This is a genomic window from uncultured Porphyromonas sp. (assembly GCF_938039215.1).
GTDB lineage: Bacteria > Bacteroidota > Bacteroidia > Bacteroidales > Porphyromonadaceae > Porphyromonas.
Genome location: NZ_CALHVI010000010.1, coordinates 1 through 19,008 on the forward strand (window position 1 = coordinate 1; position 19,008 = coordinate 19,008).

At 53.5% G+C, this 19,008-nt stretch carries 16 protein-coding genes; 2 read left to right on the forward strand and 14 right to left on the reverse strand.

The annotated features are described in order from the left end of the window. The 9 genes from Q0336_RS01150 to Q0336_RS01190 all read right to left on the reverse strand — a co-directional run. On the reverse strand, window positions 1–572 hold a 572-nt coding region (locus Q0336_RS01150), incomplete at its 3' end, for an inorganic phosphate transporter (protein ID WP_298524561.1). Window positions 573–620: 48 nt separating this feature from the next. Then, the gene (ligA, locus tag Q0336_RS01155; RefSeq protein ID WP_298524564.1) at window positions 621–2,696 is read right to left on the reverse strand and encodes an NAD-dependent DNA ligase LigA; all 2,076 of its coding nucleotides are present in this window, start codon (window positions 2,694–2,696) and stop codon (window positions 621–623) included. Then, window positions 2,684–3,220 carry a GNAT family N-acetyltransferase gene (locus Q0336_RS01160; protein WP_298524567.1) on the reverse strand — a complete coding sequence of 179 codons (537 nt, stop codon included), beginning with the start codon at window positions 3,218–3,220 and terminating at the stop codon, window positions 2,684–2,686. The genes ligA and Q0336_RS01160 overlap by 13 nt, the downstream gene beginning before the upstream one ends. A 4-nt stretch (window positions 3,221–3,224) precedes the next feature. Then, the gene (gene recR, locus Q0336_RS01165; RefSeq protein ID WP_298524570.1) at window positions 3,225–3,845 is read right to left on the reverse strand and encodes a recombination mediator RecR; all 621 of its coding nucleotides are present in this window, start codon (window positions 3,843–3,845) and stop codon (window positions 3,225–3,227) included. A gap of 96 nt (window positions 3,846–3,941) precedes the next feature. After that, window positions 3,942–5,504: an Rne/Rng family ribonuclease gene (locus Q0336_RS01170; protein ID WP_298524573.1), complete on the reverse strand. Its 1,563-nt coding sequence runs from the start codon at window positions 5,502–5,504 to the stop codon at window positions 3,942–3,944. A 241-nt stretch (window positions 5,505–5,745) separates the two neighbouring features. Beyond that, window positions 5,746–6,018, reverse strand: coding sequence for an HU family DNA-binding protein (locus Q0336_RS01175; RefSeq protein ID WP_296957565.1), 273 nt, complete (start codon window positions 6,016–6,018; stop codon window positions 5,746–5,748). A gap of 137 nt (window positions 6,019–6,155) precedes the next feature. Then, window positions 6,156–7,274: a methylmalonyl Co-A mutase-associated GTPase MeaB gene (gene meaB, locus Q0336_RS01180; protein ID WP_298524576.1), complete on the reverse strand. Its 1,119-nt coding sequence runs from the start codon at window positions 7,272–7,274 to the stop codon at window positions 6,156–6,158. Between the two features lie 137 nt (window positions 7,275–7,411). Then, window positions 7,412–8,503 (reverse strand): acyltransferase family protein, encoded by a 1,092-nt coding sequence (locus Q0336_RS01185; RefSeq protein WP_298524578.1) that lies wholly within the window; start codon window positions 8,501–8,503, stop codon window positions 7,412–7,414. Between the two features lie 48 nt (window positions 8,504–8,551). Beyond that, on the reverse strand, window positions 8,552–9,739 hold the full coding sequence (locus tag Q0336_RS01190) for an AAA family ATPase (protein ID WP_298524581.1): 1,188 nt from the start codon (window positions 9,737–9,739) through the stop codon (window positions 8,552–8,554). 692 nt (window positions 9,740–10,431) lie between these two features. Between Q0336_RS01190 and Q0336_RS01195 the strand changes: the two genes are divergently transcribed. Then, the gene (locus Q0336_RS01195; RefSeq protein ID WP_298524584.1) at window positions 10,432–11,688 is read left to right on the forward strand and encodes a phosphoglycerate kinase; all 1,257 of its coding nucleotides are present in this window, start codon (window positions 10,432–10,434) and stop codon (window positions 11,686–11,688) included. Window positions 11,689–12,034: 346 nt separating this feature from the next. Here Q0336_RS01195 and Q0336_RS01200 read toward each other — a convergent pair whose 3' ends face one another. Genes Q0336_RS01200 through Q0336_RS01215 form a run of 4 tightly spaced genes read right to left on the reverse strand, consistent with a single transcriptional unit; the run spans window position 12,035 to window position 15,007 of the window. Beyond that, on the reverse strand, window positions 12,035–12,901 hold the full coding sequence (locus tag Q0336_RS01200; protein ID WP_298524586.1) for a DNA-processing protein DprA: 867 nt from the start codon (window positions 12,899–12,901) through the stop codon (window positions 12,035–12,037). Between the two features lie 14 nt (window positions 12,902–12,915). After that, window positions 12,916–13,491: a 16S rRNA (guanine(966)-N(2))-methyltransferase RsmD gene (gene rsmD, locus Q0336_RS01205; protein ID WP_298524588.1), complete on the reverse strand. Its 576-nt coding sequence runs from the start codon at window positions 13,489–13,491 to the stop codon at window positions 12,916–12,918. A 5-nt stretch (window positions 13,492–13,496) separates the two neighbouring features. Further along, entirely contained in the window at window positions 13,497–14,369 is an 873-nt protein-coding gene (locus tag Q0336_RS01210; RefSeq protein WP_298524591.1) for a DUF3822 family protein, read from the reverse strand. After that, window positions 14,369–15,007, reverse strand: coding sequence for a hypothetical protein (locus tag Q0336_RS01215; RefSeq protein WP_298524594.1), 639 nt, complete (start codon window positions 15,005–15,007; stop codon window positions 14,369–14,371). Before Q0336_RS01215 ends, Q0336_RS01210 begins: the two co-directional genes overlap by 1 nt. Before the next feature lie 91 nt (window positions 15,008–15,098). On the opposite strand from Q0336_RS01215, the gene Q0336_RS01220 reads away from it, so the two are divergent. After that, window positions 15,099–16,565 (forward strand): AAA family ATPase, encoded by a 1,467-nt coding sequence (locus tag Q0336_RS01220; protein ID WP_298524596.1) that lies wholly within the window; start codon window positions 15,099–15,101, stop codon window positions 16,563–16,565. A 158-nt stretch (window positions 16,566–16,723) separates the two neighbouring features. Here Q0336_RS01220 and Q0336_RS01225 read toward each other — a convergent pair whose 3' ends face one another. After that, window positions 16,724–19,000 carry a GH92 family glycosyl hydrolase gene (locus Q0336_RS01225; RefSeq protein ID WP_298524599.1) on the reverse strand — a complete coding sequence of 759 codons (2,277 nt, stop codon included), beginning with the start codon at window positions 18,998–19,000 and terminating at the stop codon, window positions 16,724–16,726. Window positions 19,001–19,008 lie beyond the last annotated feature (8 nt).

The window sequence follows — 19,008 nt, forward strand, 5'->3', positions numbered from 1 at the left end:
AAGAGCCCTGCTAGGTAGGGGAGGGTCTTCTTGTAGTTGAAGGAGAAGAGTACTCGGGCGACCCACTGCACTACCGAGCCAAAGAAGAAGGCAATGGCTACGGAGAGGAAGATAGCGATGATGACCTGAAGTGCCTTGGAGGTATTGAGCATCTCCAGCATGTTGAGACTAGGGTCATGGAAGCTCTTGAGCATCGACATACAGAAGGCTGCCCCTAGGAGCTCGAAGACCATCGAGACCGTCGTAGAGGTGGGGAGACCTAAGGTGTTGAAGATGTTGATCAGGATGATGTCCGTGACGACAGCTGTGAGACAGATCGTCATCACCTCTTGGAAGGTGAAGTAGGCGGGATTGTAGATCCCATTGCGGGCAACATCCATCATCCCATTGCTCAGTGATGCACCGAGGAAGATCCCTACGGCTGCAACACCGAGGATGACCTTGAAGGGCGCTACCTTAGCACCGATAGCGGAGTTCAGGAAGTTGACAGCATCATTACTCACCCCAGAGACTAGGTCAAAGCAGGCCAAGATGAGTAAGAAGCCCAGAATACAGAGGAAGATAATGTCCATTACTGATAACTGATGGTGTAGTCGAGAACTGGAATGTGCAAGTGAAGGTTAAGAAATAGCTTCTTCATCGGGGAAGAGGCTCGTAGGTACTGAGGGCAGTGAAGCTACTTCGCCCTCGCCGATAAGGGCGAGGAAGTCAGCTTCGGAGAGGATCTGGATACCCAAGTCGGTAGCCTTAGCAAGCTTGCTGGGTCCCATGTTTTCTCCGGCTAAGACATAGCTTGTCTTGCTGGATATCGAGGACCCCACCTTCCCACCGAGGGATTCGATGAGAGTCTTGTACTCTTCTCTAGAGTGCTGGTCGAAAACCCCACTAATGACAAATGTCTTCCCTGCGATGGCAGCGTGCTCATTTACGGGGCGAGGCTCTTCTTCTGGCAAGCGCTTTAGCGGAAGACCGAGGGCTTGTAGATCAGAGAGTAGTTGACGATTGGCTTCTGTAGCGAAGTAGTCTAGGATACTCTGAGCGATCACTTCTCCTATGTCTGGGATGCTCGTCAGTTCTTCTAGGCTAGCTCGCCCAAGCAAATCAATGTCAGCATAGCGCTGAACAAGCGTCTTAGCTACAGTCTCTCCCACAAAGCGGATGCCGAGCCCGAAGAGCAGGGCTCGGAAGGGACGCTCTTTTGAGGCTTGGATGCTTTCGTAGAGCTTGGTGGCACTACGCTCCTTGAAGCCTGGGAGAGTCAGAAGATCTTCTACTTGGAGCCGGTAGAGGTCTGCGATATTATGAACGAGCCCTCGGGAGAAGAGGAGCTCAATAGTCTCGGATCCCAAGCGAATATCAGCAGCTTTGCGTCCACAGAAGTGCTCAAGACGAGCCGTTTGCTGAGGGGGACAGCTCGCTGCATTGGTGCAGTAATAGGCGGCTTCGCCCTCACTTCGATGAAGTGCTGATCCGCAAGCGGGACAGTGGGTAGGGAAGGTGACGGGCATCGTCTCCTGAGGTCGCTCTTCTTTAGCTACACCTACGATCTTGGGGATAATCTCCCCTCCCTTCTCGACGAAGACTTGGTCGAGGAGATGAAGGTCGAGGGACTCAATGAAGTCTGCATTATGCAGGGATGCTCGGCGCACAGTTGTCCCAGAGAGTGCCACTGCATCAAGGTTAGCCACAGGGGTAACAGCTCCCGTTCTTCCGACTTGGAAGTCTACGGAGCGTAGTGTCGTCTTGGCTTGCTCTGCTTGGAATTTGTAGGCGATGGCCCAGCGTGGAGTCTTAGCTGTATAGCCCAGCTCTTCTTGCTCCCTGATTGAGTCCACCTTGAGGACAACACCATCTGTCGCTACCGGAGCTTCATGGCGAGCCGTATCCCAGTACTCCAAGAAGGCAAAGACCTCCTCTAGAGAATGACAGCGCTTGATGGCATCGGATACCTTTAGACCCCAGCTTTTGCATAGCTGGAGCCGATCATAGTGACTGTCAGGCATCTGAGTTTGCCCTGGTACATAGTAGAGGAAGGCATCTAGATGACGCTCCGCTACGATCGAAGGATCAAGCTGCTTAAGTGTCCCACTTGCGGCATTTCTAGGGTTAGCAAAGAGGGGTAGTGCAGCCCGATGACGCTCAGCATTGAGGCGATCAAATTCCTCGAAGGGGAGGAGAATTTCTCCCCGTACTTCTAGCTCCTCGGGATAGTCATCCCCACGCAGCCGAAGCGGGATGGAGCGTATTGTACGGACATTAGCCGTGACATCATCGCCCATCTGCCCATCGCCACGGGTAACAGCTCTGGTGAGTCGTCCTTGCTCGTAGAGGAGCGAAATAGATAGCCCGTCATACTTCAGCTCGGCGACGATCGTGAAGCCTTCATGCCCAAGATCCTTGGCTACTCTCTGGTAGAACTCCCTTACCTCATCGTAGCTATAGGTATTAGCTAGTGAGAGCATCGGGTAGCGGTGTGCCACTTGTGCAAAGCCTTCCGTACGATCCTTTCCTACACGTTGTGTTGGGGAATCCGAAGTGATCAGATCTGGATGTTCTTGTTCTAGTTGCTCTAGCTTTTTGAGCAACTGGTCGAAGTCATAGTCTGAGATCGTGGGGGAGGAGAGGATATAGTAGGCATAGTTATGTGCCTCGATCTCTTCCCGTAGCTGTTGTATCTGCTCGGCTATTCGTTCCATTTCTGATAGTAGTATAGATCCTCATATCTGGAGTCCCACCAATGCCAGCGAGGCAGGGTGGCTGTATGGCAGAAGCCAAGAGAAGAGAGCATCTGCTGCGAATGGCTATTGTAGGCTAGTACCTCTGCATAGACTTGGTCACAACGAAGCTTCTCAAATGCATAGCGTATAGCAAGACTAATCGCTTCGGAGCCAAACCCATGTCTTCGATGAAGGCTGTCTACATAGACACCTACGGCGATGCGACGATGGATCGGGGAGTAGTTATAGAGCTCCAGATGACCAACAGACTCCTTGCTGCCCAGTTTCTCAATGATGAGGCTCATGTTACCTGTCTCGAGTATATGATGTGTAGAGGCAGAGATATAGCTCTGGATGAAGTCCTTGGAGAGCGGGTTGATCGTACCATTGGATAGCCAACCTTCGGGATCATTCTCCCAGCGATGTAGGAGCGGAAGATCCTCTTGCCCCAGAGCTCTGAGGCAAACTTGCTGACCGGTAAAGCCAATGATAGGAGTCTGCATGGGATTAGAAGTTCAAGGACTGATCAAAGTCCGTGCGGGTGAGGATAGATCGACCGAGCGTGACCTCATCGGCATACTCGATCTCATCACCGATGGCAACACCTCGTGCGATGACGGAGAGACGTACATCTAGCCCAGAGAGGCTACGATAGATGAAGAAGTTGGTGGTATCTCCTTCCATTGTAGCCCCCAGAGCTAAGATAACCTCTTGCACAGCTCCAGACTTCACTCGCTCTACGAGCTCCGTGATCTTGAGATCTTCTGGACCGATGCCATCAATAGGAGAGATGACCCCCCCTAGTACATGATAGACTCCTCGATATTGTCCTGTATTCTCAATAGCGAGTACATCTCCCACATGCTGTACGACACAGACGATGGAGGCATCACGCTTCGGGTTGGAACATATAGGGCATAGCTCTGTGTCACTGATATTGTGGCACTGCTTACAGTAGACGATGCCATCACGCATCTCTACCAGAGCATGGGCAAAGGTATGTGTGTCTATCTGAGGCCGAGCGAGCAGATGCAGGGCTAAGCGCAGAGCAGTCTTGCGCCCTACCCCCGGTAGGGTAGAGAGCTGCTCCACGGCACGCTCTACAAGCTTGGACGGATAGGAGGTCATAGGGTAGATCTAGCTCTCAGAGGAAGATACAAAGCCCGTAGATGACGCTCATCAAGATTGAGGAGAGAGCTATCATCTATGGGCTTTGTCTTAAGCTTATTCTTCTAGGGCCTCGAGTTCGTTGCCTTCCTTGTCTACGAACTTGTAGTCGAGGAAGCCGAGGCTCTGATTAGGTGTCACACGGATCCCACGTGCTATCTGTAGCTTCCAGCGGCGAGCAATAGATAGCAAGAGACCCTTAGTGAGGTAGGCTGCCACGTAGGGGTGTACGTGGACATTGATGTAGGAAATACCTAGTCGCTGGACTAGGTCGCGTAGCTTTTCTTCTAGCTGATCCGTAAAGAGGATGGAAGACTTCATCTTCCCCGTGCCTAGACATGTGGGACAAGTCTCATCTGTATTGATCTGAGTCGCAGGACGTACACGCTGGCGGGTGATCTGCATCACTCCGAACTTACTTAGCGGTAAGATATTGTGTCGCGTACGATCGCCTTCCATTAGCTTGACCATATGCTCATAGAGGAGCTGACGATTCTTCTGGTCATGCATGTCGATGAAGTCCACGACGATGATCCCCCCCATATCTCTGAGGCGTAGCTGACGAGCTAGCTCTTCTGCTGCTATGAGGTTGACATCAATGGCGGTGCCTTCTTGTTCGGTGCTCTTACGTGATCTATTCCCGCTGTTTACGTCGACGACGTACATGGCTTCGGTTTGCTCGATGATCAGGTAGGCACCACTCTTACAAGTGACAGTCCTCCCGAAGGAAGCCTTGATCTGCTTGGTGACGTTCTTCTCATCGAAGATGGGAATATTTCCTGTGTAGAGACGGACGACATCTTCTCTGCCGGGAGCTATCTGCTGGACATATTCCTTGATCTCCTCATAGTATGCCTTGTCATTGACATAGATACTCTGGAAGGAGGGGTTGAATGTGTCTCTTAGGATCCCAAGAGCTCGACTAGACTCTTCATATACGATACGAGGAGCCTTCGTGATCTTGGGGAGCTTCTGTACGCTCTCTTCCCAGCGACGAAGTAGTCTGCTGAGTTCTTGGTCGAGCTCCGAGGCTCGCTTCCCTTCGGCAGAAGTGCGGACGATGACGCTGAAGTTCTTGGGCTTCATGCTGAGGATGAGCTGCTTGAGGCGAGCTCGCTCCTCGTGCGATTCGATCTTGACGCTTACGGAGACTTTGTCGGAGAAGGGTACGAGGACGAGGTTTCGTCCTGCGATGGAGATCTCAGCGGAGAGGCGTGGACCTTTAGTTGAGATCGGCTCCTTGACGACTTGTACGAGGACGTTCTGTCCTGCTTTGAGGTAGTCTGCGATCTTCCCGTCCTTGGGTAGGTCTGGGAAGGTAGGGATTTTACTGAGGGCTGGGACAGCTTTAGTCTTCTCGATCTGCTCTAGGAAGCGCTGCTGAGCCTGGTAGATCATCCCCAGATCTAGGTAGTGAAGAAAAGCATCCTTCTTATATCCTACATCGACGAATGCAGCGTTGAGACCAGGCATGACCTTCTTGACTCGTCCGAGGTAAATATCTCCGACGGCGAAGGCCAAGTCTCGACGCTCACGCTGAAGCTCTACTAGTCGTTGGTCTTCGAGTAGAGCCATCGAGATCTCTTTGGCAGAGACATCGACGATGAGTTCACTGTTCACTTAGCGATTCGTTGATAATGGAGTAAATATGAAGGGCGCATAAAAAGCATGCAAGGGGCAAGGTGCCTGTCTTGTGAACCGCCCTTACCCCTTAGTGCATGTTGACATTACTTCTTCTTATGTCGATTCTTCTTGAGTCTTTTCTTACGCTTGTGCGTAGCCATCTTATGGCGCTTTCTTTTCTTTCCGCTTGGCATAGCTGCTTGTTGATTATATGATTACTTACTATAGTTCTTGTCCACTACTTGACCTTCGAAGCGAAGAGCTTAGAGGGCTTGAAGGCAGGGATGCGGCGCTTGGGGATGATGATCGTAGTCTTCTTAGAGATGTTACGAGCTGTCTTCTCCGCACGCTCCTTGATGATGAAGCTCCCGAAGCCACGCAGATAGACGTTTTCCCCTCGGACTAGAGAGTCCTTGACAGACTCCATGAACGCCTCTACCACAGCTAAAGTGGTCTCCTTATCGACCCCTGTGGTCTTGGCGATGTCGCTCACCACTTCTGCTTTCGTCATAGTTGATGAAATATTTTAATTGTATGAATATCATTCTTTTGCCCTGCAAATATACGGTAAATCTTTGAATATACAAGGAGAAAGAGCCCCCTACAGCACTGTGCTATAGGGGGCTCTAAGTTTATCTGGGAGCGTATCTATTTCTTATCAGTGATCGCCTTGAAGTATGAGTCAAGCAGACGCTGAGCCCCGACGAAGGAGGAGAGCTTGTCTGAGAGGATCTCTCCCTCGATGATTGGGCGGAGGGCCTGTACTTCAGGGTTTTGGTAGAAGGAGTTCTTCAGAGCTTCGTTGATGCTCTCATACATCCACCACTTTGTCTGACGCTGTCGCTTCTCCTCGAAGTAACCAGAGTCAAGGGCGAAGTGTCGGTACTCGTCGATCATATCCCAGATCTCCTTGATGCCAAGCCCATAGAAGCCCGAGTAAGTCAGCACTTTGGGTCGCCAGCCGGACTCTGTAGGGGGGAATAGGTGGAGGGCATTGCGGAAGTGAGAGGCTGCTAGATTAGCCTTGTCAATGTTGTCTCCATCCGCCTTGTTGATGACGATCGCATCGGCCATCTCCATGATCCCACGTTTGATACCCTGAAGTTCATCTCCAGTCCCTGCAAGCTGGATGAGTAGGAAGAAGTCGACCATCGAATGCACGGCTGTTTCGCTCTGTCCGACCCCTACGGTCTCGACAAAGATCGTATCAAAGCCTGCAGCTTCGCAGAGAATAATCGTCTCTCTGGTCTTGCGTGCTACTCCACCGAGAGAGCCTGCCGTAGGACTAGGACGAATGAAGGCACTCTTCTCTCTAGAGAGCTGCTCCATACGGGTTTTATCCCCGAGGATACTCCCACCAGAGCGTTCGCTACTAGGGTCGATGGCCAAGACGGCTAGTCGTCTTCCTTGCTTGACGAGGTGCATCCCGAAGGTGTCGATTGATGTGCTCTTACCCGCGCCTGGTACCCCCGTGATACCTACACGCATGGACTTCCCTGAGTAAGGGAGGCAGCGCTCGATGATCTGCTGGGCGATGGCTTGATGGTCGGGACGATTACTCTCTACGAGCGTGACTGCCTGGCTCAAGCAGGTGATATCGGAGCGGAGGATCCCTTCGACGAATTCGTCTACCGTATAGTTGCGACGTGCTATGCGTCTCAGGTTGGGATTGACCATGGGCTGAGCCCCCACTCCTTGATTGACCTTCAGTCCTAGATAAGCAGGATCGTTCTCTGGGTGGTGTAGGCGTTCTTCGTTGATGTCCATATCGCTTGCTTGTGTCTTGTTCGTGAGTTGTTAGGTGAGGGAGCAAACCTATGGTTTCCCCGCTACACACTCAAAGGTACATAATTTCACGTCTATCGGGGCACCCTAGTCAGATTCCTTAGCTTGGGTGGTGCATGCTAGTGCTTTGAGAACTTCATGATGTAGGGGCTCACCTTGTCGATGATCTTCTGGAAGATGACAGCGACCACTAGTGCGGAGATGATATATATAAGAAGTCCTGTGTATGCCCCTAGGTCATACTTGTCATTGAGATTCATGCAGACCTTTCGCACAAGGGGGTGACTGACGAAGAGAGCTGCTGATATTCCCCCGATCCAAGCAAAAGGTTTGCTGAGCCAAGCTGGGAACAGCTTTATAAGCGACAGTCCAAACACACAGACGAAAAGTGGGGTCCATAGCCAAGATTGGAACCACAGCCCCGTGAACCAGATAAGCAAGGCAGAGATCACGCAGATCACAGTATAGTTGCTCTTGGAGAGTTCTCGCCCATAACGAGCGTAGAGTATGCCTAGGCCAAAGGTGAAGATATGCCCAAGGCTATTGATCTTGAGATAGTATAGGGTCTGTCCCATAGGATCACATACTGTCTGGACGAGCCAGCTCAGTAACATGAAGCCTACACATATAGCCCAGGGCTTCCTAAACAGTAGAAGGCGATATAGGACATAGAGCTGTAATGTGAGACCAAAGTACCAGTATGGACCTAGGAACTGGGGACTAAATATGTCACTAGTGATATTGCTCACCATAGTGATTTGGCTTAGCGCATCCAAGATAAAGCCCCAAGAAAAATCAAACATGTAGATCCTCAAGTTGAGCAGGATAAATCCGATATACCCAACCAGAAGCATGGATAGAAGCTTCAGATAGTGATTCCAGATAAAGGGTAGAGCGGGGACCTTGCTAGAGCTCTGCCCATATTTCTTCTCAAGCCCATAGGCGCTGAGGAAAACGAAGAGTACAACCCCATAGTGCCCAAGAAAAGAAAAGAACTGCATCGGTAGGTAGCCATCTGGATGGCTTAGGTAGCGTAGGGCTGCATCTGCATGCTTCTGAGAGTAGTTGAACTCATTCTCTAGGACAGCACCTTTGAGCCAGTGGCAGTAATTATGGAGCGCAATAGCAGAGATAGCCACACCACGGAGGACTGCTCCGTTAAGGCTTGCACTACCAGCTTGGGATGTTGGGGACTCTATTCTTGTCGCCATGAGAATTACTTGAGGTGGGGGTAATAATTGAAGAGTTAGAGGCTATCCTTAGTATAGGAAGCCGAAGAGCCAGACAGGGACGGTCTTTTCGCGGGAGAGATCGCCCTGCTCAAGGATGTAATAGCGGTCGCTACGGTAGCGGCCAGTGAGCTCTTCCTCGATCTGTACGGGGTACTTCCCGTCGATCTCAAAGAGCGCAAGTGATGAGCGAGTGCTCAGGCGGGCATCATGCCCCTTGCTGAGCTGGTTGAAGACAAAGGTCCTCAGGAGCTCAGATCGATCGCAGGCCTCTTGACCAAGGAGATGGTAGAGGTTGGGATTACCTAAGTAGGCGATCGCAGGCTTACCCGATTCGGTGTCTTCGGCTCGGTAGATAGAGCGCAGGACACGAGCGTCGGAGAGATAGCGGATATAGTTCATCACAGTGCTTCGAGAGGTCTCTATCTCCGAAGAGAGCTGTGAGACATTGAGCATCTGTAGGGCTGGTCGCTGGGCAAGGATGAAGATGAGCTTACGGAGCTTATGCAGGAGGCGCTGCTCGAGCTGCTTGATGAAGAGGAGGTCTACCTCAAGTGTCATGTTGAGCGTCTTGAGGAGGTTCTCCGAATAGAGCCGAGGCTCTAGGTGGAAGGGGTAGTAGCCGTACTCTAGATAGCGATCCATCCATAGGACGGGATTGATCGAAGAGAAGATGTCGCCAAGGACTTCATCCGTATGCTCCATGATGTCCTCGAGTGAGAGGGCGGGCAGTATCAAGCCATTGTCCAGCTGCATGAACTCTCGGAGCGAGAAGCCAGCTAGGTGATAGATCGAGGCGAGGGAGGCAAGTTCGGGATCCTCCTCCTCTAGGTTCATCACGGCCGAGGCGGTGAAGACGATGCGAAGCTCAGGGTACTTGTGGTAGCACTCCTTGAACTCCGCCATCCAGTTCGGGTACTTGAAGACTTGATCCAAGAGGAGCGTACGTCCCCCTTGTCGCACAAACTCTCCTGCGAAGTCAGCTAGACGAGTGACCGTGAAGCTGAATTGGTTCAGGTTGATGTAGAGGCATTCGGGTGCATTCGGAGCGTAGTAGCGACGGGCATAGTCTAAGAGGAAAGTAGTCTTGCCGACCCCTCGAGATCCTCGGATCCCGATGATGCGATCGTTCCAGTCAATTTCCTCCATGAGTGCTCGCTGCAGACCTGGCTTCCCCTGCATGATGAGGGCACTATGAGTGCGGTGTAAATAGTCCACTAAGTCTTAACTACTTCTTCTTTGATCGAAATGATGAGGAGGATGTCTCAGTCGGTAACCACCTCCTATTATATAATGTATAGGTTGGGCAAGATTAGCCTAAGATACCTGTATAATTCTTCTTTGGGTACTTCTGTAAAGGGCTTAAAATCAGTCGCTCCCCCGTAGCCTAGAGCTAGCATCCTCAGTGCTGCTTTCGTGGCGGAGGGTGCTCCGCTCTACTCTGGAGATGCAATTAGCCCCAGCAAAAGTACTTAAACTTTTCGGAGCAGGGCTTGGTCACCTGCCTCGATGCGGGCGAGTCGCACACCTAGAGATCTAGGCGAATATGGGCTTTCCTTCAAGGCTTCTGACTGGCGGATAGGAGCACCTCAGGGACACCGTCTAGGTGACCTACGGTAGGTCGCATCGACGACCTACCGTGGATCGGTAAGGCGACCTACCGTAGGTTTTGAAGACGACCTACGGTAGGTCGTTTTTTTGCCTTGTGCTAGGCCTGTGAAAATGCCCTCTGTGGATGGCTATCTCTTCTGCCCCGCTATCGGGCTCTTCGTAGTGTAGCATAGGGATTCGTCTCCATCGGGGGGCTTACTTGGACAAAATGCTGCAAAATGCTGATAAGTGCTCATTATTACGTACTTTTGTATGCAATTCACAGGTAATGTATTAAACAGCTAAGATTACTCAGTACTATGACGATTGATCAGTTCAATTTCGCTGGTAAGAAGGCTTTCGTTCGTGTGGACTTCAATGTCCCCCTCGATGCAGACTTCCATATCACCGATGACACGCGTATCCGCGCAGCACTGCCTACCCTGAAGAAGATCCTTGCCGATGGGGGCTCGGTCATCATCGGTTCGCACCTAGGTCGCCCTAAGAAGGTCGAAGACAAGTTCTCCCTTCGCCATATCCTCGCACACGTATCCCAGCTGCTGGGTGTAGAGGTGAAGTTCGCTCCCGACTGCATCGGTGACGAAGCTCGTGAGCTCGCTCAGAGCCTCAAGCCAGGGGAAGCTCTCCTGCTGGAGAACCTCCGCTTCTACGCAGAAGAGGAAGGTAAGCCCCGTGGTCTAGCTGAGGATGCTTCCGAAGAAGAGAAGGCTGCAGCTAAGAAGGCAGTCAAGGAGAGCCAGAAGGAATTCACGAAGAAGCTTGCTGCTCTAGCTGATGTCTACGTCAATGATGCCTTCGGTACGGCTCACCGTGCGCACGCTTCTACGGCACTCATCGCTGCTTACTTCGATGCAGATCACAAGCTCTTTGGCTACCTCATGGGTAAGGAAGTCGATGCTGTGAACAAGGTCATGCAGGATATCCGTCGCCCCTTCACTGCTATCATGGGTGGGTCTAAGGTCTCCTCGAAGATCGATATCATCGAGAACCTCCTCGGTAAGGTAGACAACCTCATCCTCACCGGTGCTATGACTTATACCTTCGCTAAGGCTGCTGGTGGCAACATCGGTAACTCCCTCTGCGAAGATGATAAGCTCGACCTAGCTCGTGAGATCGTAGCTAAGGCTAAGGCCAATGGTGTGAACCTCGTGCTCTCTACCGACTCGAAGATCGCCGATGCCTTCAGCAACGATGCTAAGACCGACTTCGCTCAGAACGATAACATCCCTGCGGGCTGGATCGGTATGGACATTGGCCCCGACAGCATCCGTGCTTATCGTGAGGTGATCCTTGGCTCTAAGACGATCCTCTGGAATGGTCCTACGGGTGTCTTCGAGATGGACAACTTCGCCGATGGCTCTCGTGCTGTCGCCGAAGCTATTGCCGAAGCTACGGCTAATGGAGCCTTCTCCCTCGTCGGTGGTGGTGACAGCGTAGCTTGTGTGAACAAGTTCGGCTACGCAGACAAGGTCTCCTACGTCTCCACGGGTGGTGGTGCTCTCCTCGAAGCGATCGAGGGCAAGAAGCTCCCAGGTATCGCTGCTATCGAAGCTTAAGCGAAGGCATAGCTCCCGCTACATTCTTTCATCGGCGCTCCCCGCATTCGGCTCTCCAAGCTGGATGCGGGGAGCGCTCTTTTTGTCTAAAAGGCTCAGGATGACTATGCTTCGAAGGGGGGAGAAAAGGGCTTTTGGGGGAAGCTCCTCAGCTTCTTTGGGGAGGTGCTGTTGCCTCAGAGGAATGTACGAATATATAAGGCGATTTCGCAGCGTATATGCGAAAGTTTATCGGCGTATATGCGGAGGAAAATTTCCGTATATGCAGAAATATTTTTCCGTATATACGGAAATTTTTTTTCGCATATGCAGAAATTTATTTTCGCATATACGGAAATTTCCCTGCCTATATACCGCGCTCTTCCCAGGGGGTAGCACGGCCTGAGCGGAGGAGCAATCTATTCCCTTCTTGCGAGGGAAGGTGGTCGCTTTGTGGTGGGAGTGCGTAGATCGGACGGTGGCATCGCTCGGCGAAGCGGACGGTATGCATCGTGCCACTCTTTGCCCCGCATTCGATGACGAGAAGGGTCGCTCCGAGGGCAGCTTGCAGGCGGTCACGGGCGATCAAGCGCTGCTTGCTCACGGGAGTGCCCAGAGGATATTCGGATAGGAGAAGACCGCCTTGATCCACGAGCTCGGCTTGGAGCGCACGATGTGCCTCGGGATGCACCTTGTCAAGCCCCGTAGCAAGGACGGCGATCGTCCTGCCCCCAGCCTCTAGGGCTCCTCGGTGAGCCGCTGCATCACAGCCTAGGGCCAGACCACTGATGATCGTCTCGCCCTTTGTCGCTCGCTGGTAAGCTAGCTTATAGGCCGCCCTTTCTCCCTCGGGGCTGGGGCTACGTGTCCCCACGATGGTGATGCGTTCGGCAGTGTCAAGGAGCTCAAGCCTGCCCAGAGCATAGAGGAGGACGGGGCGAGAGCGTCCGAGTGTCTCGAGAGCCTTCGGGTAGGAGGGGGAGAAGAAGGGGAGGATGCTGATCCCCGCTTGACGACAAAGAGCGAGCTCTTCCTCTGCCTGAGGAAGGGCTCGCTCTATCTCGTCGCTGTAGCAGTCTAAGCCCGTCGGAAGCCCTAAGGGAAGCTCGAGCGGATGCTCCTCTCTAGGGGCAAAGAGCTCCAAGAGCTTGCGGGGAGCTATGCCTACGGACCGTAGAGCAAGGAGCTCTAAGAGCTTCCGCTCCTCGGCTGGGTCAAGGTAGGTAGCACCCATCTTCGTTCGTGGGGTTACTCTTCTTCGTTCTCCTCGCTTGCGTCGCTGAGCACGAAGATCGAGAAGTTCACCGACCCGTAGATGCGGTGCTCGCTGAAGTAGGGAAGCTCGGAGAAGTCATAGTTAGCAGGATGCTCTACGACGAGGACACCCTCCTCCTTCAGTAACCCAGAGGAGAGGATGAGCTCGGGAAGCTCTGCGATCTCCTTGAGCTTGTAGGGAGGATCGGCGAAGATGAAGTCAAAAAGCGGCTTCCCCCCCTTGGAGGAGGTAAGGTAGCGAAAGACATCTGCCTGCAGTACCTGTAGACTCTGCTCCTCCTTGAGCTCACGAGCTACGGAGCGGATGAAGAGTGCATGCTCCCTTCGCTGCTCTAGGGCGAGCACTCGCTGACAGCCACGAGAGAGGAGCTCCACGGCGATACTTCCCGTTCCGCTGAAGAGGTCCAGCGCCGAGCAGTCCTCTAGGTCAATGTAGTGCTGGAGGACATTGAAGAGGTTCTCCTTAGCAAAGTCCGTCGTCGGGCGAGCATTGAAGCTCTTCGGGACATCGAAGCGACGACGCTTGTACTTACCACCAATGATACGCATGGGCTCTAGACTGCTGTGGGGTTGGGAACTTCGGGAGCCTGAGGAAGGCTCCGATAGCTAAGCTGGGTGATCTGGGCGATGTAGGGCGAGAGGAGCTCTCCCGTTTCATGGGCTGCTGCCTTGAGGAGACGAGTCGATGCCTCCCTCCCTTCCTCGGGATAGCCGATGGTGACCCGATCAGCACTTCCCTCGAGGGCAAAGTGTCGCCAGAAGCTGAAGGCGTAGAAGACCGCTTCGCCTGCCAGGACCTTAGCCTCGTGACTTGATACGATAGCGAAGCTGTTGTAGCCTAGAAGTTCGCCCTCGGAGAGGAGGAAGAGATCGATCGCCCCCTCACGTAGGAGTAGGAGGAGCTCACGACCATGCTCCGATCGCCCCCTATCTCTACGCTCCTCTAGGGTGGGAGCAAAGTAGGGAAGAGGCTCGATGATCAGGAGTGTGCGGCGGAGGAACTGGAGGGCCTCCCTCGACCACGAGAGGACGAAGGTCTTCGTCTCATCGGGTAGGGCATAGCGTTGGTAGCTCTTGGCTGGAGCGCCCGATGAGTTACTCTGATGCTCCTCCGAGTGGGGGGAGATCCAGAGTTCGTCCTGACCGTCTAGGAGGAGTTCCGAAGGTGCAAGCGTTGCCTCCTCGGGCTCATAGTAGAGGGTGACACGGCGGAAGGGGTAGCTGAGGAATTCATGCTCATAGTAGAGCTCCTGCAGCATCGCATAGACCGACGAACTTCCAGCTGAGGCTTCTAGTAGACCTTGGCGAAGGATGTGGGGCGAAGGTCCCTCGCTGTAGATACAAAAAGCAAGTCCACCCGAAAGCGTTCGGATGGACAAGCTGTAGGATGCAGCCGTAGCTGCAGTGAGTGGGATAGATGGAGCCATTACTCCCAGTTACCGTTCGTCTTAGCTTCGGTGAGCGAACCCACACGAAGGCCAGGGTAAGCGTTGGTCTTAGCACGAGCAGCTTCGACCTTCTCACGGACACGACGTGGGTTGTTCAGAGGATTGAGGTAGCTTTCGTAGGAAGCAGAAGCCTGGAAGACGGGCATCTGGATCTTCGTCTCACCAACTTCCTGCTCGATCGAGCTAGCTACTACCTGAATAGAGGAGTCGGGGTTGTTGGGGATGATGAAGAGCTTAGCCAGGTCGGTCCCATCGTTGAGGAGGGTATCCTTAGCAGCGACCCAGATGGTGTCACGACGGATCAGACCACGACGAGCTGCATCTTCTTCGCTCAGTCCTTGATCACGCATGGCGCTGGTGTAGTCGCCCTCTGCACGGATGTAGAATACACGACCATTCTGTACGAAGTCGATCAGCTCCTCCTTGTTGGCGTACTTGTCGTAGACGCTCTTGTAGGCTTCTTCAAGGCTTGCGATCTTCTTGAGCTGCTTCTGGAGCTCTGCCTCAATCTTCTTCTGCTTCTTGTCGAAGGTTACTGGTGCCAGCACGCTCTGGATCGTGATGTAGGCAAGTGCCACTACGGCCAAGGCTACTAATGCGAGGATAACTTTTTTCATCGTTGATCTATGTAGTATTTTGCAGTTAGACGTGTCTTATGGTGAAGCTCCGAGAGTACATCTCTATACAGGCTAAAATCAGTAACTTCACATGGACAAAGATAGAAATTATTATTACATGCCGTATACCGCCCTCATCAGCAACCTCCGTGCACTCCCTCAAGAGACCCTCACGAGTGACCAGCGGGAAGCCCTCCTTAGCCTCCTTGATTACCTCGAAGAGCCCTCACCCTATGCCCTCTATCTCCTTACTGGCTATGCAGGTACGGGGAAGACCTACCTCCTTCGCTCCATCACGGAGGCGGCTACCAAGGCGGGACTACATGTAGAGCTCATGGCCTCTACGGGGCGAGCTGCTAAGGTGCTTACGGGAGCGACGGGTCGTCAGGCTTCGACCATCCATCGTACTATATATAGGGCTTCGACTCAGCTGCAGGAGGAGGGCGGGAGCTTCCAGCTAGGGCGAGCTTCGGGAGGGCGACCTACACTCTTCATCGTGGACGAAGCATCGATGATCTCGGGCGATACGGGAGAAGTAACCCCTTTTGGTTCGGGCAATCTCCTGGATGATCTCCTTGCCTATGTGTGGTCAGCAGATGAGAGTAAGCTGATCCTCGTAGGGGATACCGCTCAGCTCCCTCCCGTAGGGACTCCGCTGAGTGATGCCCTAAATGCCGAGGTGCTCACCTCTCGCTACGGGCTCGGGGTCTATGGCACGGAGCTACGTGAGGTCGTGCGTCAGAAGAAGGGAGGCATCCTACACAATGCGACCCAACTCCGTGAACTCCTCGAGGACTCAGCCGACCTTGATCCCGAGGAGCTTCTCCCGATCCATCTTGAGACCGAAGGATGGCGTGGGATCTTCGCCGTAGATCCTGGCGAGTTTATCAATACCATAGATGAGGCCTATCGGCGCTATGGGATGGAGGAGTGCCTAGTCATCTGCCCCTCCAACAAGAAGGCACTGGAGTGCAACCATGCCATCCGATCTGCTGTCCTCTACTACGAAGAGGAGGCGGTAGTACGTGGGGAGCGACTCATCGTAGCCCGCAACAACTATCACTATACCAAGCGACGAGATCACTCCGACTTCATCGCCAATGGGGAGACGATCGAGGTGCAGCGACTTGGGCGACACTATTATGAGTATGGGCTCCACTTCGCAGATGCTACGATCTACCTACCTGATCGGGATGAAGAGCTGGAGGTGCGTCTCCTGCTCTCCTGCCTTGAGGAGCCCACACCACAGCGCACGCAGGAGCAGCGTCAGCAGCTCTTCGAGCAGATAGCAGCCGACTACGCAGACATCCCTTCGCTCACCGACCGCAGACGGGCGATCCGCCGAGATCCCTTCTGGGGGGCACTTGAGGTCAAGTATGGTTATGCGGTCACAGCCCACAAGGCGCAAGGGGGGCAGTGGTCTTGTGTCTTCGTTGACCTTAGCCTAGTCGGGTACCTCCCCGAGGATAGGAATATGGTGCGCTGGATCTATACCGCCCTTACCCGAGCTACGAAGCGTGTCTATCTGGTGGCCTTTCCCCCAGAGCTGGTGGACTGATCCGCTATACCTATACCTTCCGTAAGTTTATACTCCTCTGTAGGGGGCTCCCATGGCATAAAAATAGACCCCATTCATAGGTGACAAAGGCGACCCATGCATGGGTCGCCTTTGTCACCTATGAATGGGGCCCTCGAGGGACCCATGAATGGGTAGTCCTACTGACTCAAGGCTTGGGAGAAGGAGTAGGGTCGAGCGTCACGCTGTGTCCCCCAGCGTGAGGGCTGGTCTCCGAGCTTGAAGGAGAGCGTCCCCCCCTTTAGTAGCTCCGTGTAGTCAAGATAGGTTTTATCCCAGCTCTTGCCATTGAAATGAAGCGATTGGATATAGGGATGCTTCGTTTCGGAGGCCTTAATGAGAAGCTCTCGCCCCTCGGAGAGTCGTAGCCGTACCTCACGGAAGTAGGGCGTGCCGATGGCATATTGTCCCAGAGCTGGGGTGACGGGGTAGAAGCCCAGAGCAGAGAAGACATACCAAGCAGAGGTCTGCCCATTGTCCTCGTCACCACAGTAGCCATCAGGACGATCCGAGTAGAGCTTATCCATAACTCGACGTACCCAGTGCTGGGTCTTCCACGGCTCTGCAGCATAGTTATAGAGGTAGATCATGTGCTGGATGGGCTGATTGCCGTGGGCATAGTTGCCCATATCCATGATCTGCATCTCTCGGATCTCATGGATGACGAAGCCGTAGTAGCTATCATCGAAGACGGGAGGGAGCGTGAAGATGCTATCTAGCTTCTGAGTGAAGGTCTTGTCTCCCCCCATCAGGTCGATGAGCCCTTGGATATCATGGAAGACGGACCAACTGTAGTGTAGCGAATTACCTTCGGTGAAGGCATCCCCCCACTTGAAGACCGAGAAGGGGCTCTGGAAGCTCCCATCCTTCTTGCGCCCACGCATCCAGCCTAGGCTGGGGTCGTAGAGTTTCTGATAGTTGAGTGCTCGCTGGCGATAGAGAGCTAGGTCAGCTTCTCTTGCTCCAGCCTTCTTCAGGGCTTGGAGGATGCACCAGTCGTCATAGGCATATTCGAGGCTGCGTGCAGCATGCTCATTGATCCCGACATCTGAGGGGATGTAGCCCAGAGCATTGTAGTACTTGTAGCCGAGTCTACCTGTGGAGCGGATCGTCGGATGCTCATTGTTCGCTCCATGGAGGAGGGCTTGGATGAGTTCCTTGGGATCGATCTTCCCCAGCCCCTTGAGATAAGCATCGGTGATGACGGAGGCCGAATTGTTCCCCACCATGCAGTCACGGTGTCCAGGGCTTGCCCATTCGGGGAAGAAGCCACTTTCCCGATAAGCATTCATCAGCCCTTCTGCCATCTTCGCTCCCTCCTCAGGATAGACGAGGTGGATGAGGGGCATGAGGGCACGGAAGGTATCCCAATAGCCCGTGTCCGTATAGAGATAGCCTGCACGTACCTCCCCGCTGTAGGGGCTGTAGTGGAGTACCTCGCCCTTGGGGCTGATCTCATAGAAGCGACGAGGGAAGAGCAGAGAGCGATAGAGACAGCTGTAGAAGGTCTTCATGCGCTCCTCGGAGTCGGTGACAGAGATGCGACTCAGCTCCTTCTCCCACACGGCTCTCCCCTCGGCTCGTACCTCGGCATAGGAGCGATGATTGACTTCCTGAAGGTTGGTCATCGCCTGCTCGGGACTGATGAATGAAGAGGCGATGTAGAAGGTCGTCGTGGGCTCCTTGCTCTCGCTGAGATTGACAGCTAGGAGGGCATGTCTCCCTCCCTTGCCTGTCCTTTGCTCTCGGAGCACCGAGCGGATAGGCTGGGTGAAGCGTACGACGAAGTAATTGGCGAAGCCTCGAGGCACACCTCCACTATTCTTACGACTGATGCCTACGAGGGTATGGGGATCCTTCTGCTGGAGCTCCGAGCCCGAATCAAAGGCATCGATGAGGATCCATCGCTCCTCAGCAGACGCTTGCTTAGAGAACTCGACCTCGAAGACTGCAGCACGCTCCGTCGGGGCGAAGCGTACACGTGTGTCGTAGTCCGCTAGATAGACTTCATAGGCATAGGGTCGTGCCTCTTCGGCCTTGTGGCTGAACCATGAGGCTCGCTTCTCTTCATCGAAGAGGGGCTTCTTCCCCGTTTGGGGGAGGAGGGAGAACTGCCCATAGTCGTTGATCCAAGGGCTAGGCTGGTGGGTCTGCTTGAAGCCTCGGATCTTCGTCGCTTGATAGCTATACTGCCAGCCATCCCCCATCTTGCCCGTCTGAGGGGTCCAGCTATTCATCCCCCAGGGGCGGGAGATGATGGGGTAGGTATTCCCCGAGCTTAGGGTGAAGTCACTCTGCGTGCCGACAAGCGGACTGACGAGATCTACGTAAAAGGTGGATGGTGCTTGCTGGGCGCTTAGTCCAAGATAAGCCGAGAGGCTAAGGGCTAAGCCAAGGTGTCGGAGGTATTTCTTCATAGGGCCTG

Bases quoted from the DNA above. Each gene is read 5' to 3' on its own strand.
- Q0336_RS01220 (WP_298524596.1), top strand. From the start codon at position 15,099: ATGGACAAAGATAGAAATTATTATTACATGCCGTATACCGCCCTCATC.
- Q0336_RS01195 (WP_298524584.1), top strand. From the start codon at position 10,432: ATGACGATTGATCAGTTCAATTTCGCTGGTAAGAAGGCTTTCGTTCGT.
- Q0336_RS01160 (WP_298524567.1), bottom strand. From the start codon at position 3,220: ATGCAGACTCCTATCATTGGCTTTACCGGTCAGCAAGTTTGCCTCAGA.
- Q0336_RS01185 (WP_298524578.1), bottom strand. From the start codon at position 8,503: ATGGCGACAAGAATAGAGTCCCCAACATCCCAAGCTGGTAGTGCAAGC.
- meaB (WP_298524576.1), bottom strand. From the start codon at position 7,274: ATGGACATCAACGAAGAACGCCTACACCACCCAGAGAACGATCCTGCT.
- Q0336_RS01200 (WP_298524586.1), bottom strand. From the start codon at position 12,901: ATGGGTGCTACCTACCTTGACCCAGCCGAGGAGCGGAAGCTCTTAGAG.
- ligA (WP_298524564.1), bottom strand. From the start codon at position 2,696: ATGGAACGAATAGCCGAGCAGATACAACAGCTACGGGAAGAGATCGAG.
- Q0336_RS01215 (WP_298524594.1), bottom strand. From the start codon at position 15,007: ATGAAAAAAGTTATCCTCGCATTAGTAGCCTTGGCCGTAGTGGCACTT.
- Q0336_RS01175 (WP_296957565.1), bottom strand. From the start codon at position 6,018: ATGACGAAAGCAGAAGTGGTGAGCGACATCGCCAAGACCACAGGGGTC.
- Q0336_RS01225 (WP_298524599.1), bottom strand. From the start codon at position 19,000: ATGAAGAAATACCTCCGACACCTTGGCTTAGCCCTTAGCCTCTCGGCT.
- recR (WP_298524570.1), bottom strand. From the start codon at position 3,845: ATGACCTCCTATCCGTCCAAGCTTGTAGAGCGTGCCGTGGAGCAGCTC.
- Q0336_RS01210 (WP_298524591.1), bottom strand. From the start codon at position 14,369: ATGGCTCCATCTATCCCACTCACTGCAGCTACGGCTGCATCCTACAGC.
- rsmD (WP_298524588.1), bottom strand. From the start codon at position 13,491: ATGCGTATCATTGGTGGTAAGTACAAGCGTCGTCGCTTCGATGTCCCG.